Source organism: Micromonospora sp. NBRC 110009, from assembly GCF_030518795.1.
GTDB lineage: Bacteria > Actinomycetota > Actinomycetes > Mycobacteriales > Micromonosporaceae > Micromonospora.
Map to the genome: position 1 here is coordinate 3,890,413 of NZ_CP130427.1, position 15,902 is coordinate 3,906,314.

13 protein-coding genes are annotated in these 15,902 nt (G+C 76.3%); 6 read left to right on the plus strand and 7 right to left on the minus strand.

All coding sequences use genetic code 11. From position 1 onward, the window contains the following. Positions 1–117 precede the first annotated feature (117 nt). From Q2K19_RS18690 to Q2K19_RS18705, 4 genes are read left to right on the plus strand one after another with little or no spacing between them, the layout of a single operon-like run. Positions 118–1,809 carry a ferric reductase-like transmembrane domain-containing protein gene (locus Q2K19_RS18690; protein ID WP_302762580.1) on the plus strand — a complete coding sequence of 564 codons (1,692 nt, stop codon included), beginning with the start codon at positions 118–120 and terminating at the stop codon, positions 1,807–1,809. Then, positions 1,806–3,272: an NADH-quinone oxidoreductase subunit NuoF family protein gene (locus Q2K19_RS18695; protein ID WP_302762581.1), complete on the plus strand. Its 1,467-nt coding sequence runs from the start codon at positions 1,806–1,808 to the stop codon at positions 3,270–3,272. The genes Q2K19_RS18690 and Q2K19_RS18695 overlap by 4 nt, the downstream gene beginning before the upstream one ends. A gap of 21 nt (positions 3,273–3,293) precedes the next feature. Beyond that, positions 3,294–3,920: a TlpA family protein disulfide reductase gene (locus tag Q2K19_RS18700; protein WP_302762582.1), complete on the plus strand. Its 627-nt coding sequence runs from the start codon at positions 3,294–3,296 to the stop codon at positions 3,918–3,920. After that, a complete protein-coding gene (locus tag Q2K19_RS18705) occupies positions 3,917–4,840 on the plus strand; it encodes a cytochrome c biogenesis CcdA family protein (RefSeq protein ID WP_302762583.1) in 924 nt (307 codons plus the stop codon). The genes Q2K19_RS18700 and Q2K19_RS18705 overlap by 4 nt, the downstream gene beginning before the upstream one ends. On the opposite strand, the gene serS is transcribed toward Q2K19_RS18705, so the two are convergent. From serS to Q2K19_RS18730, 5 genes are all read right to left on the minus strand, one after another. Beyond that, a complete protein-coding gene (gene serS, locus Q2K19_RS18710) occupies positions 4,824–6,110 on the minus strand; it encodes a serine--tRNA ligase (RefSeq protein WP_302762584.1) in 1,287 nt (428 codons plus the stop codon). The genes Q2K19_RS18705 and serS overlap by 17 nt on opposite strands. Positions 6,111–6,563: 453 nt before the next feature. Further along, a complete protein-coding gene (locus Q2K19_RS18715) occupies positions 6,564–7,640 on the minus strand; it encodes a DNA polymerase III subunit beta family protein (RefSeq protein WP_302772619.1) in 1,077 nt (358 codons plus the stop codon). Positions 7,641–7,687: 47 nt separating this feature from the next. Further along, positions 7,688–8,863, minus strand: a complete 1,176-nt coding sequence (locus Q2K19_RS18720; RefSeq protein ID WP_302762585.1) for a saccharopine dehydrogenase family protein — start codon at positions 8,861–8,863, stop codon at positions 7,688–7,690. A gap of 31 nt (positions 8,864–8,894) precedes the next feature. After that, entirely contained in the window at positions 8,895–10,040 is a 1,146-nt protein-coding gene (locus tag Q2K19_RS18725) for an alcohol dehydrogenase catalytic domain-containing protein (protein ID WP_302762586.1), read from the minus strand. Then, positions 10,037–10,474, minus strand: a complete 438-nt coding sequence (locus Q2K19_RS18730; RefSeq protein WP_446839637.1) for a hypothetical protein — start codon at positions 10,472–10,474, stop codon at positions 10,037–10,039. Before Q2K19_RS18730 ends, Q2K19_RS18725 begins: the two co-directional genes overlap by 4 nt. A gap of 189 nt (positions 10,475–10,663) precedes the next feature. On the opposite strand from Q2K19_RS18730, the gene Q2K19_RS18735 reads away from it, so the two are divergent. Next, the gene (locus Q2K19_RS18735; protein ID WP_302762588.1) at positions 10,664–13,627 is read left to right on the plus strand and encodes a LuxR C-terminal-related transcriptional regulator; all 2,964 of its coding nucleotides are present in this window, start codon (positions 10,664–10,666) and stop codon (positions 13,625–13,627) included. Between the two features lie 12 nt (positions 13,628–13,639). Here the strand turns inward: Q2K19_RS18735 and Q2K19_RS18740 are convergent, their stop codons facing one another. Beyond that, positions 13,640–14,191, minus strand: coding sequence for a DsbA family protein (locus tag Q2K19_RS18740; protein ID WP_302762589.1), 552 nt, complete (start codon positions 14,189–14,191; stop codon positions 13,640–13,642). 169 nt (positions 14,192–14,360) lie between these two features. Next, a complete protein-coding gene (locus Q2K19_RS18745; protein WP_302762590.1) occupies positions 14,361–15,038 on the minus strand; it encodes a BON domain-containing protein in 678 nt (225 codons plus the stop codon). 219 nt (positions 15,039–15,257) lie between these two features. Here Q2K19_RS18745 and Q2K19_RS18750 point away from each other — a divergent pair, with 219 nt between their 5' ends. Then, a complete protein-coding gene (locus Q2K19_RS18750; protein WP_302762591.1) occupies positions 15,258–15,896 on the plus strand; it encodes a maleylpyruvate isomerase N-terminal domain-containing protein in 639 nt (212 codons plus the stop codon). Positions 15,897–15,902 lie beyond the last annotated feature (6 nt).

Sequence of the window (15,902 nt, forward strand, 5' to 3'; positions counted from 1 at the left end):
GGGACGGGGTGGGTGCCGGCTGCCGCGGGGAAGGTTCCGGTGCCGGCTTCTTGCAGCTCCAGGCCGAAATTTTCGGCAAGGTTACAAGCCTGTTGCAATTCCTGTCAACGTATGGAAATGCATCGTTGTGCCCCGCGCTACACGCACGTCGGGGCGGGCCGGTTCGACGGGCCGGCCGAGAAATTCGGCACCGGCCTGATCCGTCCGCGCCGCCCGTCCGTACTGGAGGAGGGAGCAGGGTTCGGTCGGTGGGGGCGCCGCCGCGAGACGATCGAGGAGCAGATGGCCCGGGCACAGCAGAACAAGAAGCCGTCGACCGTCCGGACCACCAGCAGCAGCCGTGCGGTCCGGACCAGGTCGAAGCCGGCGGTGGTCGCGCTCGGCGCGTCCGCGCTCGCCATCGCGTGGGCCGGCATCGAGCTGACCGGCGCGGGCGGCGTCGTGTACGCGTACGGATTCTTCTTCACCGAGTTCTTCGCCGGGGTGGTCGCCCTGGTCTCCCTCAGCCTCACCGTGATGCTGGGGCTGCTCGCCACCGACCGGCTGGTGCTGCTCATCCGGCACCGGGTGCTGCTCCAGTCGGCGCACCGGGCCACCGGCATCCTCGGCGTGGCCGGGCTGGTCGTCCACGTCATCACGAAGATCTCGATCGGCCGCGCCGGGCCGACCGACGCGATCGTGCCGTTCATCGGCGGCAGCGGGCTCTACGTGGGCCTGGGCACCGTCGCCGCCTTCCTCATGGTGAGCGTGCTCTGGACCGGCCTGATCCGGGTGCGCTTCGCCGGTGTCGGTCCCAAGTGGTTCTGGCGCGCCCTGCACTCGTTGGCCTACGTCTCCTGGCCGTTCGCGCTGCTCCACGGGCTGAACGCCGGCCGGGCGGCGAAGACCTGGGTGGTCCTGAGCTACCTCGCCTGCGTGCTGCTGGTGGTGGTGGCGCTGCTGGTCCGCGTCTCCGTCCACCTCGGCCGGCGCAGCCGGGAGCAGCACCAGGCCGCCGCCCTGAACAAGGCGATGACCGGCCGGTCGCAGCGCACCGGCGTGCTCGCCGGCCTGACGCGCAGGCGTGCCGCCGGCAAGGAGGAGAGCCGGCCGGCCCAGGGCCGGGAGGGCGGCTGGGCCGAGACCACCACCTGGACCGCGCCGGCCGGCACCGCCCGCCGCCGCGACCCGGAGCGTTTCGCCGTACCGGTGGTGCCGGAGCCCGGGTCGCTGCGCGAGCCGGTCTGGGCGGCCGCGACCCGCCGCCGCCGCGAGGAGGAACTGGCCCGGGTCGGCGATCGGCGCGACGACGCCCCGGCGTCGGTCGGGCGACGGCGCGACGAGCGGCCGGCCCGCCGCTATCGGGACGCGGAGGAGCGAATCACCCGCCGGTCCCGGTCCGACGAGGACGACGTCGCCCGCCACTCGGCCCCGCCCGACACCGGTACGCGCTACTCCGCCCCGCCGGACCCCGGTCGCCGCTATTCGGCCCCGCCCCGCCGATTGGACGAGCCGGAGGAGCCGTGGGACAGCCCGCGCCGGTGGGCGACCCGGCCGGTCTCCGGCGAACCGGTCTCGGCGGCGCCGCGCAGCGGCGGCGGACGGCACAGCGTCGAGGCGGACGTGCCCGAGGAGCCGGACTACTGGCGCCCGCCGGCCCGGTACGCCGCCGAGGAGGCCTTCGTGGACGACACGCCGACCCTGGTCGACCTGGCCTCCCGCCGGGCGCTGCGGGCGTCCGGGGAGGGCCGGTCCAGCCGGCGACGGCGGGCCAACGCCGACGCGGTGGACGGGGCGTACTGGGCCGGGCTACGCGGTGAGGCGAAGTGATGCGCACGACCGTGCCCCCGGTGGCCTGCGTCGGCGAGCCGCGGCTCACCGCCGGCTTCGCCGAGTTCGGCCGGCTCGACCTGATGGCCCACGAGCACGTCCACGGGCCGATCGGGCCGATGGAACCGGCCGCACTGCTCCGGCTCGCCGAGGCGATCGACCTCAAGGGCAAGGGCGGGGCGGGGTTCCCGTTCGCCCGCAAGCTGCGCGCGGTGCTGGAGTCCTGCGAGCGGCAGGGCCTCTCCGCCGTGGTGGTGGTGAACGCCACCGAGGGCGAGCCGGCGAGCTGGAAGGACAAGGTGCTGCTCACCCGGGCACCGCACCTCGTCCTGGACGGCGCGGCGCTGGCGGCGTACGCGCTGGACGCCGAGGAGGTCGTGATCGGGGTGGCCGACGACGTCGTCGGCCGGCCGTCGCTGACCGAGGCGTTGCAGGAGCGGCGGATGCCGGTGCCGACCACCATCGTCACCGCGCCGCACCGGTTCATCTCCGGCGAGGGCGGTGCGTTGGTCAACGGCATCAACGGCCTGCCGCACATCCCGCCCGGCACCAAGCGGCGCTCCAGCGACTCTGGCGTCAGCGGCCTGCCCACCCTGCTCTCCAACGCCGAGACGTTCGCCCAGCTCGCCGTCGCCGCCCGCATCGGCCCGTACGAGTACGCCGCGCTCGGCACCGACGACGAGCCGGGGACCGTGCTGCTCACCGTCACCGGGGCGGCGAAGCGTCCGGCGGTGGTGGAGTGTGCTGCCGGCACCCCGCTGCGCGAGATCCTCGAACTGTGCGAGGTGCCCGACGGGCCGGGCCTCCTGTTGGGCGGCTACCACGGCAAGTGGATCACCCCGGCGGCGGCGGACCGGGCCGAGGTGTCCCGCAAGGGCCTCGCCGCGGTCGGCGGCACCCTCGGCGCCGGCATCGTCGTCCCGCTCAGCGGGGACACCTGCCCGCTCGGCGAGGCCGCCCAGGTGGTGCGCTATCTGGCCGGCGAGTCCGCCGGGCAGTGCGGGCCGTGCAAGATGGGCCTGCCCGACCTGGCCCGCGCCCTCGATTTGGCGGTCTCCGGCAGCGCCCCGATCGAGGTGGTCCGGGCCGCGGCCGGGGACGTGAAGGGGCGCGGCGCGTGCAGCCACCCGGACGGCACCGCCCGCTTCGCCCTCTCCGCGGTGGAGGTGTTCGCCGAGGACCTGCGGCTGCACGCCACCGGCGAGGGCTGCGGCAAGCGGGTGAAGGGCCTCATGGGCCTGCCCGGGGCGCCCGACGGCAACCCGCAGAAGCTCACCCTGGACTGGTCCCGCTGCGACGGTCACGGGCTCTGCGCCCACGTGGTGCCGGACTTCATCCGGCTCGACGGCAACGGTTACCCCGCCTTCCCCGCCACCCCGGTGCCCAGCTGGCTGCGCGAGGGCGCGCTGAAGGCGGTCAAGGTCTGTCCCGAACTCGCGCTCCGGCTGGTCAAGGCCGAGTAGCCGACGTCAGAGGAGACGCGGATGCGACCCCGTTCCCCGCTGCCGGCCCGCGTGGCCCGGCGCCTCGTCCCGGCCGCCCTGCTGGCCGTCGCGCTGCCGGCCACGGCCGCCTGCGCGGTCGGCCCGGAGCGGGCCACGCCGGTGGGCGTCGTCGCCGCCCCCTCGGCCGGTCCGGTCACCGGCTCGCCGACCGCCGGACCGTCGCCGACCGCCCGACCGTCGCCGGCCGTGCCGGCAAAGGTGCCGGAGACGCTGTCGTTCTCCGCGAAGACCCTCGACGGTACGACGTTCTCCGCCGCCGCCCTGGCCGGCCGGCCGGTGGTGCTCTGGTTCTGGGCGCCCTGGTGCGCCACCTGCGCGAGTCAGGCCTGGACGGTCGCCGAGATCGCTCCGAGGTACCGGGACAGCGTGCCCATCGTCGGCGTCGCCGGGCTCGGCCAGCAGCAGGCGATGAAGGACTTCGTCGCCGAGTTCGACCTGGCCGGCACCCCGCAGCTCGACGACCGGGCCGGGGCGCTGTGGCGGCGGTTCGAGGTGGTCGAGCAGAGCACCTTCCTGATCATCGACCGGGACGGCCGGGTCGTGCACCAGGGCTTCCTCGACGGGGAGTCGCTGACCCGCCAGGTCGAGACGCTGGCCCGGGGATGACCGGCGGGCTGCTGCTCGCGCTCACCGCGGGCATGCTCGGCGCGGTCAACCCGTGCGGCTTCGCGATGCTGCCGGCGTACCTGTCGCTGCTGGTCGCCGGCCCCGCCGACGGTCGCGGTGCGGTCCGCCGAGCGCTCACCGCGACGGCCGGGCTGACCCTCGGGTACGTGCTGGTCTTCGGCGCCTTCGGGCTGGCGGTCGCCCCGCTGACCGACTGGCTGCGCCCCCGGCTGCCCTGGCTGACCGTGACCCTCGGCGTGCTGCTGGCGGTGGCCGGCTGCTGTCTGCTCGCCGGCCGGCGGCTGCCCAGCCCGCGCCCGTTCGCCCGGGCGCCCCGGCTGACCCGATCCTGGGCGTCCATGGCGCTGTTCGGCGCGGCGTACGCGCTGACCTCGCTGAGCTGCTCGATCGCCCCGTTCCTGGCGATCGTGGTGACCAGCCTGCGGGCCGGCTCCCCGCTGCGCGGGCTGGCGCTGTTCGGGGCGTACGCGATCGGGATGGGGCTGGTGGTCGCGGTGGCCGCGCTCGGGGTGGCGCTGCTGCGCGGCCGGGTGGTGGCCCGGCTGCGCGGCGGCGGCGCCCGGGTGCCCCGGCTGAGCGGCCTGGTGCTGCTGGTCGCCGGCGGCTACGTCGCCTGGTACGGCTGGTACGAGGTGCGCCTCGCCCAGGCCCGGCACCCCTTCGGCGACCCGATCGTCCTGGCCGCCGCCCGCCTCCAGCACACCCTCGCCGACGCCCTCACCACCCTGGGCCCCGCCCTCCTGACCACCACCCTGGCCGCGCTACTCCTCCTCGCCCTCCGGCGACCCGCCAGCCCCCGCGATCTTGCACATGCCGCCCCGGCAGAAGCCGCAAACCGGACTTCTGGCGGGCCGAAAGTGCAAGATCGCGGGGGCGGGTCGGTCAGCGGATCGGGGTGAGGCGGTCGGTGTTGAGTTGGGGGCGGAGGACCTCGGGGACCAGGACCGAGCCGTCGGACTGCTGGAACTGTTCGAGGATGGCGGGGAAGAGGCGGCTGGTGGCCAGCGCCGAACCGTTCAGGGTGTGCACGAAGCGGGTCTGCTTGCCGCCCGGCTCCCGGTAGCGGATGGCCGCCCGGCGGGCCTGGTAGTCGCCGCCCCAGGAGACCGACGACACCTCCTTGTACTTGCCGGTGCTCGGCATCCAGACCTCGACGTCGAGGGTCTTGCGCATCGCGGCGCTGGCGTCGCCGGCCGCGAGCAGGCTGGTCTGGAAGTGCAGCCCCAACGCCCCGACCAGGCCCTCGACGTGGGCGACCATCTGCTCCAGCGCGGCGTCCGCCTGCTCCGGCAGGGTGAACTGGAAGATCTCCACCTTGTTGAACTGGTGGCCGCGCACCGTGCCCCGCTCGTCCGAGTGCGAGCCGGCCGCCTCCCGGCGGTAGCACGGGGTGTAGGCGAACGCCTTCAGCGGCAGCTTCGCGGTCTCCAGGATCTCGTCCTGGAACGCGCCGAGGATCGCCGTCTCCGCGGTGGGCAGCAGGAACTGGCCGCGCGGGGCGGACTGCCGGTCCAGGTGGTAGACGTCGTCGTAGAACTTGGGGAACTGCCCGGCGGCGAAGCCGGCGCTGTCCAGCAGCAGGTGCGGCGGGAGCAGGAACTCGTAGCCGGCCTGGATGTTCTGCTCGATCAGCCAGTTGACCAGCGCCCACTCCAGCCGGGCGCCCATCCCGGTGTACATCCAGAAGCCCGAGCCGCCGAGCTTCACGCCGCGCTCGTGGTCGACCAGGCCGAGTGCCCGGCTCAGCTCGACGTGGTCGCGGACCTGCTCGATGGCGGGTGCCTCGCCGAAGGTGCGCACCACCCGGTTCGCCTCCTTGCCGCCGGCGACCACGTCGTCGGCGGGCAGGTTGGGCAGCTCGCTCATGGTGCTGCGCAACCGGGACTGCACCTCGTCCAGCTGGGACTCCAGCTCGGCGAGCTGCTTGCGCTCGGCCTCCGGCGCGGCGGGCTCCGGCGCGGTGCCGGACCGCTTCGCCTGCGCGTACGCCCGCGCCTCGGCCTTGCGGCGCTGCCGCTCGGCGTCGATCTCCGTGATCAGGGCGCGACGTTCCTGGTCGAGCCGCTGGATCTCGTCCAGCGCCCGGTTGACCTCGGCGGGATCCAGACGCTTCGCCAGCGCGGTCGCCACCGCCTCGCGATCCTTCCGGATCAACTCCATGTCGAGCATGCTGCTCCGTACGCCTCCGTCCAGGCAGTCAGGTGGGACCCCCAGATGCTACCGTCGCGCCCCCGTCGACCCGGGCCGGCCCGTGGAGCCGAGCATCGGGGCTTCGTTTTCGTGGCGTTACCCGGTCACGGCGTGTGACGGAGACCCCGCTAGCAGCCCACGGTGACACTGCGTCACGGGCGTCGGCCCTGGAGCCGGGTCCATTGGCGCTCATTGCGCCGGTGCAGGCTGGTGAGCTGGTCATCCCCGCGGAGACGTCACGCCGCCCGCCACACCCTCTGGCTTCCTTTGCTCTGCTGCCACGGACGCAACCGTCGCGCTCCGTGCCCTGTTGCGCGGATGGCTGCAGAGCAAAGGGACGTGGAGGTCATGGGTGGGGCGGGCGCCGGCATAACTCAGCGTGACGGCGGTCGGCCATGGGCCCGGCCCGGGCGGAGGCAGCGGCGGGTGGGGTCAGAGGCGGACCGGCATGAGGATGGAGAAGACGTCGGGCTCGTCCGGGCGGCGCACGGCCAGCGGGGCGATCGGCCCGTCCAGCTCCAGCACCAGCTGACCCCGACCCCCGGCGTCCAGGGCGTCGAGCAGGTACTCCCGGTTCACGCCCACCCGCACCGCGTCGGGGCCGGCCGTCTCGTCCGGTCCCACCACCCGCAGCCCGCCCCGCTCGTCCAGGCCAAGGACGGCCACCTTGGCGCGGACCCCGTCGTGCTCGCGGACCAGCACCGGGCCCCCGCCGGTGAGGGCGGTACGCAGCGCCACCACGTCCACCGGGATCCGGTACGTGGGTGCGCCGCTGACCCGCCCGTGCAGCAGCCGGCGGTAGTCCGGGAAGTCGTACGGCGGGACGTCCGCCGCCACCACCCGGCCGGCGACCGAGACCTCGACCCGGTTCGGGGCGACGGTGAGGTGCGCCTCAGGGGTGATCCCGGCGCCGGTGTCGAGCAGGGCGCGCACGGCGTCCACCGCGTCCACCGGGAGCAGCGCCCGCACGGCCGAGCCGTCGATCTTCCCGGTCACCCGGGCCACCGCCAGCCGGTGCCGGTCGGTGGCGACCAGCCGTACGCCGTCCGGCTCGACGTCCAGCAGCACGCCGGCCAGCACCGGCAGGTCGGGGTCGGTGCCGACGGCGAACCGGACGGCGTCGACGGCGGCGGCCAGGTCCACGCGGGACAGCACGAGACGGGTGGTCACGGGGAACTCCTCCGGGTCGATGAGGGCGCGGATCCGGGAGAGCTCACGGCGGGCGTCGGTCAGGCCGTCCTCCAGCCGGCGCAGGTGCGCGTCCAGCAGTCGGTGCAGCACGGCTGGCTGGTGCCGGTGCCGCAGCGCCTCGGCGATCCCGGCCAGCGGCATGCCGACCCGGCGCAGCCCGGCGACCAGGCGCGCCGGGGCGACCTGGTCGTCGGTGTACCAGCGGTAGCCGGTGGCCGGGTCGACCCGGGCCGGGACCAGCACCCCGGACCGGTCGTAGAACCGCAGCGCGCTGACCGTCAGCCCGCTGCTGCGGGCCAGCTCGCCGATGCTGCGCAGGTCGCTCTCCACGACGTCGGATCCTGGGCCCTCAACCCGGTCGAGGGTCAAGCGCCGACCACCCGGAACGTGATGCCGGCCGTCACCAGCCGGTCCAGCAGGGCATCCCCCATCGCGGTCACCGTGGTCACCTGCCCGGCGGTGGGCGGCAGCTCGTCGAACGCCAGGCAGAGCGCCGACTCGGCGAGCATCTTGGCAGTCTCGTCGTACCCGGGGTCGCCGCCGGCCACCTCGGTGAGCACCCGCCGGCCGCCGCCGGTGCCGATGAACCGGACCCGGAACCAGGATTTCGCCCGCTGCTGCGCGCTCGGCCCCTGCCCGGAGGAGAGCCGGCCGAGCAGCCAGCGCCGGGTCGGCGGCAGCTTCACCAGCCCGACCAGGCCGGCCATGCCCACCCCGGCGGCGAGGATCGTCGGCAGCCGTTTCACCGCGGCGAAGTGGCGGTAGCGGAAGTCCGGGCCGTACTCCGGGCGGGCCGCCGCCGACCGGCGGACCACCTGCGGGTCGATCGTCGGCAGCGGCACCGCCCACATGCCGAACTCCTTCACCCGGCCCACCTTCCCGGGCACGGCCCGGACCCGGCGCCCCGCCGGCCGCGGCTCGACCGCCTTGCGGGCCCGGGCCGCCCGGGTCATCTCCCCGGTGCGGGAGAACGCGGTGAGCGCCGAGTGGTAGGTCCCGGCGGAGAACCGCCCGCCGGCCCGGACGTAGCCGTCCACGGTGACCGGCCCGTCGGTGGGGAGTTGCCGGACGGTGAACCAGGCGCCCAGGTCGTGCGGGACGGAGTCGAAGCCGCAGGCGTGCACCAGCCGGGCCCCGGTGCGCACCGCCTCGGCGTGGTGCCGCACGTACATCAGGTCGACGAACTCCGGCTCGCCGGTGATGTCGAGGTAGTCGGTGCCGGCGGCCGCGCAGGCCGCGACCAGCGGCTCCCCGTGATGGATGTACGGGCCGACGGTGCTGGCGACCACCCGCGCGCTCTCGGCGACCGCGCGCAGCGACGCCGGGTCGGTGACGTCGGCGGTCAGCAGCGGCAGCTCGGCCAGGCCCGGGTCGAGCGCGGCGAGCCGGTCCCGCACCGCAACCAGCTTGGCCGGGTTGCGCCCGGCGAGCGCCCAGCGCAGCCCCTCCGGGGCGCGCCGGGCCAGGTATTCGGCGGTGAGGCCGCCGGTGAACCCGGTGGCGCCGAAGAGGACGAGGTCGTACGGGCGGTCGTCGCGCATCCGCCGAGTGTGCCACTCCCGGCCGCACCGATCACGGGGCGAAGACCGCCCGTACGCAACCGTCGGCCCGGTCGCGGAAGAGGGTGTAGCCGTCGGGGCCCCGCTCCAGCGGCAGGCGGTGGGTGGCCAGGTGCTCGGTCCGCAGCTCGTCGCGGGCCATCCGGTCCAGCAGCGTCGGGATCCAGCGCTGCCCGTGCTGCCGGGCGCCGCGCACGGTCAGCCCCTTGTTCATCACGGCACCGAGCGGAAACGTGTCCACGAAGCCGGTCCAGGTGCCGAGGACCACCACGATGCCGCCCTTGCGGCAGGCGTGCACCGCCTCGCGCAGCGCCAGCGGCCGCTCCCCGCCGTCCCGCCGGCCGAGCAGCCCGGGCGGCTCCGCCGGCATGCCGACCGCCTCCACGCACACGTCCGGGCCCCGGCCGCCGCTGCGTTCCCGCAGCTCGGCGGGGACGTCCACGTACCGGTAGTTGAGCGGTTCCGCGCCGACGTGCCGTTCGGCCATCCGCAGCCGGTCGTCGTGGTCGTCGACGATCACCACCCGTTCCGCGCCCCGCGCCAGGGCGGCCCCAGCGGTGAGCTGGCCGACCGCTCCCGCGCCCCAGACCGCCACCACGTCGCCCGGCGTCACGTCGCCCAGCTCGGCGCCCATCCAGCCGGTCGGCGCGGCGTCGGAGGCGAAGACGGCCCGGTCGTCGCTGACCGCCTCCGGCACGGTGAACGCGCCGACGTCCGCGTACGGCACCCGCACGTACTCGGCGTGGCTGCCGGCGAAGCCGCCCAGCGGGGCGGGGTGGCCGAAGCAGCCGCCGGTGGGCTGGCCCCACGCCGCCTCCGCCGCCGCCCCGTCCGGGGTGCCGTTGTCGCAGCAGGCGAAGAGGCCCCGCCGGCAGAACCAGCAGGCGCCGCAAGCGACCCCGGCGCAGACCACCACCCGGTCGGCGACCCGGTGCCGGCGTACCTCCGGGCCGACCTCGACCACCTCGCCGAGGAACTCGTGCCCGAGCACGTCCCCGGCGGCCAGGTGGGGAACCTGTCCGGCCAGCAGCGGCAGGTCCGCCCCGCAGGTGACGCTGCGCCGCACCCGGACGATCATGTCGTGCGCGTTGCGCAGCTCCGGGTCGGGAACCTGGCGCACCGCCAGCGCGTCGGTGCCCTCCCAGCAGAGCGCCCTCACCCGGACACCACCGGGCGGTCCAGCCGGGAGCGGTCGGCGCGGAGCACCTCGCCGGTCTCGAAGAGCTGCTTGGCCTCCCGCAACACCTGTCGGAGGAACCGGCCGGGGTCGTCCCCGACCAGGTGGGCGGCCATTCCGGGCAGCTTCGGCTCACCGCCGAGCGGTCGGGCGGCCAGCTCGGTGCCGCGCCCGCCGGGAGCCGGCCGGGCGGCCAGCTCCACCGCGCCGTCGAGGCGGCGCAACGGCGCCGGCCACCGCCCGGACGGGAGCACCTCCTCGGGCCGGCCGGCGACCGTCACCACCTGCCAGCGTCCGGGCCGCGGGTCGCTCCCGGTCGCGCGGGGCGGGCGCCGCCGCCGGCGTACGAGGGCACGCGTGGCATTCGTCGCGGCCGCCACCGCGAGGGTGACCGCCCCACCGGTCAGCCGTCCCATCCGTGTCACCTGCCCCTCCCGTCGTCCGGACGCGCCGGGCGGCCGGTCACGCGCGGCCGGCCGCCCGCGTGCCTCCAGCGTCGGGTCCGGGCGGGTGAAGCCGGTTCGCCCCGAAGGGGTGAACCGGTGCGGGCCGGGTAAGCGCTGCCCGCACCGCCGGGGGAGCGGACGCCACGGGGAGGGGGCCGCATGCCGGAGGAGGCCGACCGCGCCGAGGTCGCCGAAACGCCAACCGACGTCATCGCGCCTGAGGGCGCTGCCGCGCCCGTCGACGTGCCGACGGGCACCGCCCCGGCGGATCCGACCGGCCCGCTGGGCGGGACCCGGGTGGTGCCGGTCGGGGCTGCTGCGCCCGACCGCCCGACCCTGCTGGCCTCCCGGCTGGCCGCGCCCGCGCCGCCCGAGCCGGTGCTGGTCCGGCCCCGGCTGCTGGACCGGCTGGACCGGGGGGTGGCCGGTCCGGTGACGCTGGTCTCCGCGCCGGCCGGCTGGGGCAAGACCACCCTGCTCGCCACGTGGGCGCGCGCCGTCCAGGTCGAGCCGCCACCGGCGTGGGTGGCGGTGGAGGACGGCGACACGGGGGAGCGGCTCTGGTCGTACCTGGCGGCGGCCCTGCGGGCGGCGGTGGCCGGCGGGCCGGACGGGGCGTCCCAGTCGCCCGTGCCGGACGCGCCGCCCCGACCCGACCAGCTCGAACTGCTCGCCGCGGCACTGGCCGGCCGGGAGCGCCCGGTGCTGCTGGTCCTGGACGACCTGCACCGGATCACCGACCCGGCCGCACTGACCGGGCTGGAATTCCTGCTCCGGCACGCGGAGGGGCGGCTGCGGCTGGTGGTCGGGGCACGCACCGGGCCGCCGTTGGCCCTGCACCGGTGGCGGCTGGCCGGGGAGCTGACCGAGATCGGCCCGGCGGACCTGGCGTTCACCGACGACGAGGTGGCGGACCTGCTGGTGGCGCACGCGGTGCCGCTGCCCGCGGCGGCGGTGCCCCGGCTCCGGGCCCGGACCGGCGGCTGGCCGGCCGGTCTGCGCTTCGCCGCCCTGGCGCTGCGCGCCCAGGCCGACCCGGCCCGGGCGGTCGAGCGGTTCGGCGGCGACCAGCCGGACGTCGCCGGCTATCTGCGCGACGAGGTGCTCGCCCCGCTGGACCCGGACGCCCGGGACGTGCTGCGGCGCAGCGCCGTCGCGGCGGCCGTCTGCGCCGACCTGGCCGACGCGGTGACCGGGCGGGCCGATGCCGGCCAGGTGCTGGCCGATTTGGCCCGGACCGGCGGCTTCCTCGAACACGACGGCGGCACCCCGCCCTGGTACCGGTGCCACCCCCTGCTGGCCGACCTGCTCCGCGACGAGCTGGGCCGGCTGCCCGCGGAGGAGCTGCGCGAGCTGCACCTGCGGGCGGCCGGCTGGTACGCGGGCAACGGCCGGCCGGCGGAGGCGCTGCGGCACGCGCTGGCCGGTGGCGAGTGGGACCGGGCCACCGAGCTGCTGATCGCCCGGTGGCCGGAGCTGATGCCGTACGAGCGGGAGGTCCCGGCCGGCCCAGCCCCGGCCGAGCCGCCCGACGGGGCGGTCCGCCGGGATCCGGAGCTGGGGCTGGCCTGCGCCGCCGAGCGGGCGTACGCGGGCGACGCCGATGCCGCCGCCGGGCAGCTGCGGCGCGCCGTCGGGTATGCCCGCGACCTGCCCGCCCCCCGCCGCGACCGGTTCCGCCGGCTGGCCACCGCGCTGGAGCTCACCCTGGCCCGGCTCACCGGCGACCACGGGGAGGTACGCCGGGCCGCCGCCCGGCTGCTCGCCACCCGTCCCACCCCGGCGGGGCCGGGCGATGACCCGCGGGCCGGGGCGGGGGAGGACGCCGACGCCCGCGCGGTGGCGGGCGCCGCGCTCGGCCTGGCCGCGCTGGCCGAGGGGGAGCTGCCCGCCGCCGGGGAGCGGTTCGCCGAGGCGCTCGCCGCCGCCCGGGAGGCGGGCCGGACCCGCACGGAACTGGTCTGCGCGAGCCGGTCGGCGCTGCTGGACGCGGTCCGGGGCGAGCTGCGGGTGGCCGAGCGGACCGCCCGGGAGGCGCTGGGCATGCCGCCCTGCCAGGGCTGGTCGTGCCGGCTGGACTGCGGGTACGCGTACCTGGCTCTGGCCCTGGTGGCGTGGCACCGGGACGAGCCGGCGGAGGCCGGCGCGCACCTGACGCTCGCCGACCCGGCCACCGCGGACCCGGTGCCGGCCGCGCTGGCGGCGCTCTGCCGGGCCGAGCTGCTCGCCGCGGGCGGCGAGCCGGCCACCGCCCTGCGGCTGCTCGCCGCGGCCCGGGAGACCGCGCCCGGGCCCGAGCTGGCCGCCTGGCTCACCGCCGGCGAGGCGCAGCTCCGCGCGGCGGTCGGCGACCTGGACACCGCCCGCGCCCGGCTCACCGACGCGCTGCGCGCCGCTGAGCACGGATCCGTGGTGGAGGGTCCGGTGTCCGGCGGCGAGCCGGGTCCGGATCGGACGGTCGCGCCCCCCGGGTCGGCACCGGACCGGCCGGCCGGGCTCGCTGCGCCGGGCCGCGCGACCGGGCCCGGCGGGGCGGCGGTGCTGGGGGTGGGGCTGGCCCGGGTGGAGCTGCGGGCGGGGGACCCGCGCGCCGCCGGTCGGGCGCTGCCCGACTGGATGGCCCCCGCCGCCGACGCCTGGCCGCTGCCGGTCCGGCTCGCCGCCGGCCTCCTGGACGCGGCGCTGGCCGGGGCGGGCGGCGACGACCGGCGGGCCGGGCGGCTCCTGGAGCAGGTGCTCGACCTGGCCGGACCGGAGGGCTACCGGCGGGTCTTCACCCGGGCCGACCCGGGGGTACGCGACCTGCTCGCCACGCATCTGGACTCCGGCACGGCGCACTGGGCGACGGTGAGCGACCTGGTGCGCGGCGCGGACGAGCGGGGCGCCGACGAGCCGCCCGAGCGGCCGGGCGGGCCGGAGCGGACGCTGGACGAGCCGCTCACCGAGCGGGAGCTGACCATCCTGCGCTACCTGCAGAGCATCCTGTCCAACGTGGAGATCGCCAGCGAGCTGTCGCTGTCGGTCAACACGGTGAAGACCCACGTCCGCAACATCTACCGCAAGCTCGACGCGACCCGCCGGCGCGAAGCGGTCCGGCGGGCCCGTGAGCTCCGGTTGATCTGACGGCGGTGCCGGTCAGGCGTTCGCGGCGGCGTCGACGGCGGCCAGCAGGTCGGCCAGGTCGTAGCCGCCTTCGTGGCGGGCGTCGTTGACGAAGAGCGTCGGGGTGCCGGTCACCCCGCTGCGGATGCCGCCCACGAAGTCCCGCCGGACCCGGTCGGCGTGCGCGTGCCGCCCGACCTCCCCGCCGATCTCGTCGGGCGGCAGCCCGAGCTGCTCGACGCCGAGCGACAGGTGCACCGGGTCGAGCTGGTCCTGGTGCTGGTACAGCCAGTCGTGCATGGCCCAGAACCGGCCCCGCCGGCCGGCGGCCTCGGCGGCCTCGGCCGCGCTCTCCGCGTACGGGTGCACGTTGGCGATGGGGAAGTGTCGGAAGACCAGCCGGACGGTGTCGGCCCGCTGGCGCAGCAGCTCGGTCAGGTTCGCGTGCGCAGCCCCGCAGAACCGGCACTGGAAGTCGCCGTACTCGACGACGGTCACCGGCGCGTCGGCCGGGCCGCGGGCGTGGTCCGTCTCGGTCACCGGGATCCGCAGCCGGGCGGTGGTGACCTGAAGTGGTGTGGTCATCGGGCCGTCACCTGCCGATCCGTCTCCACCTGTCGCCCGTCCGGGGTCGCCGGTACGGTGAGCCCGGGCGCGCCGCGCCCGGGCTCGATCAGACCGTTCGGATCAGTCATGGTTCCCACCCTCGTCCCCGACGGGGTGAGCGGGGATCACCCGCCCGGGGTGGTTCGGCTCAGTGCCCCACCGTCACGTGGTTGTGCACCTCCCGGATGCCGGGCGCGGACCAGACGACCCGTTCGATCTCGTCGCGCTCGGAGATCGAGTGCACCAGGCCCGCCAGGATCGCGGTGTCGCCGTGCACCCGGACGCTGATCCCCTCCGCCTCGGTGGCGTCGTTGCGGGCGAGCGCGTCCACGATCTGCTCGGCCAGTGCCCGCCCGTCGGCGCTGGCGCCCGGCCGGACGGTGATCCCGTTGCTCACCCCGCGTACGCCGTTGAGCCGGCCGACCGCCCGCTCGGCGGCCCGGCGCTGGTACTCCCACTCGACCTCGCCGTGCAGGGTGACCCAGCCGTCGGAGACGGTGACGTCCAGCGCCTCGATCGGCACGAACGCGTCCCACTCCAGGGCCCGGCTGGCGGCGGTGGCGATCTCCGGGTCGCTCTTCTCGGCCGAGGTGGCGATCCGGACGGCGAGGTCGTTGGCGACGGCCCGGACCCGGGACACCCGGTGCGCGGCCCGTTCGGCGGCCCACTTCTTGGCGTAGCTGTCCACCCAGCCGGACAGCGTGACGACGCCCTCGGTGACGGTCACCCCGATCTCGTTGGGGCGTACCCGGGGTTCCCAGGTCAGCTCGTCGAGCACGTCGGACTGGATGTCCTGGTCGGTACGGGTGATCGTCGCGGTGGCCATCGGTGGCTCCCTCCCGGATCGGTTCGCGGCGCGGGCTGCTCGGCGCCCGGCACGGACGCCCGCACCACGATCCTGGCCGCACCCCGGGTGAGGTGTCCTCATCCGATCCGGGTGGGCCGGCCGGTCCGGGGAGCGCTCTCCACCGCCTCCGGGTCCGTCCGGGTCGATCTTGGATGAGTAGGCTCGGCCTCCCGGACCCGCGACGAGAGGGGTACGCCCATGCATCCGATCCGGACCGCCTACCTGACCGCCGCCCGCTCGGCGGTGACGCTGCTCGCCCACCCCGCGGTGGCCGAGCAGTGGGACGCCCCGAGCGCCCTCGCCGAGTTCCGGGTCGGCGGGCTCGCCGGCCACCTGGCGTTCCAGATCCTCGCAGTGCCGGGGGTGCTCGCCGAGCCGGTCCCGCCGGGCGAGCCGGTCGGCCTGCTCGACCACTACGCCCGGGGTACCTGGATCGGCGCACCGGTCGACGACGAGGTGAACGTGGGCATCCGCGCCTCCGGGGAGTGGATCGCCGCCGACGGCCCTGAGGCGCTGCTCGCCGCGGCCGGCGCCGCGGTCGACGAGCTGGCCGCCACGCTGCCGGCCGAGCCGGACGGCCGGGTCGTGCACCTGGCCCGGGGGCCGTGGTCGCTGGCCCTGGAGGACTACCTCACCACCCGGCTGATGGAGCTGGCCGTGCACTCCGACGACCTGGCGGTGAGCGTCGGCGTGCCCACCCCGGAGCTGCCGGCCGACGCGCTGGACCCGGTGCTGGCCCTGCTCGCCCGCCTCGCCGTACGCCGGCACGGGCAGCCGGCCGTGCTGCGGGCGCTCAGCCGGGCCGAGCGGGCGCCGGCGAACGTCACCGCGTTCTGAACCGCG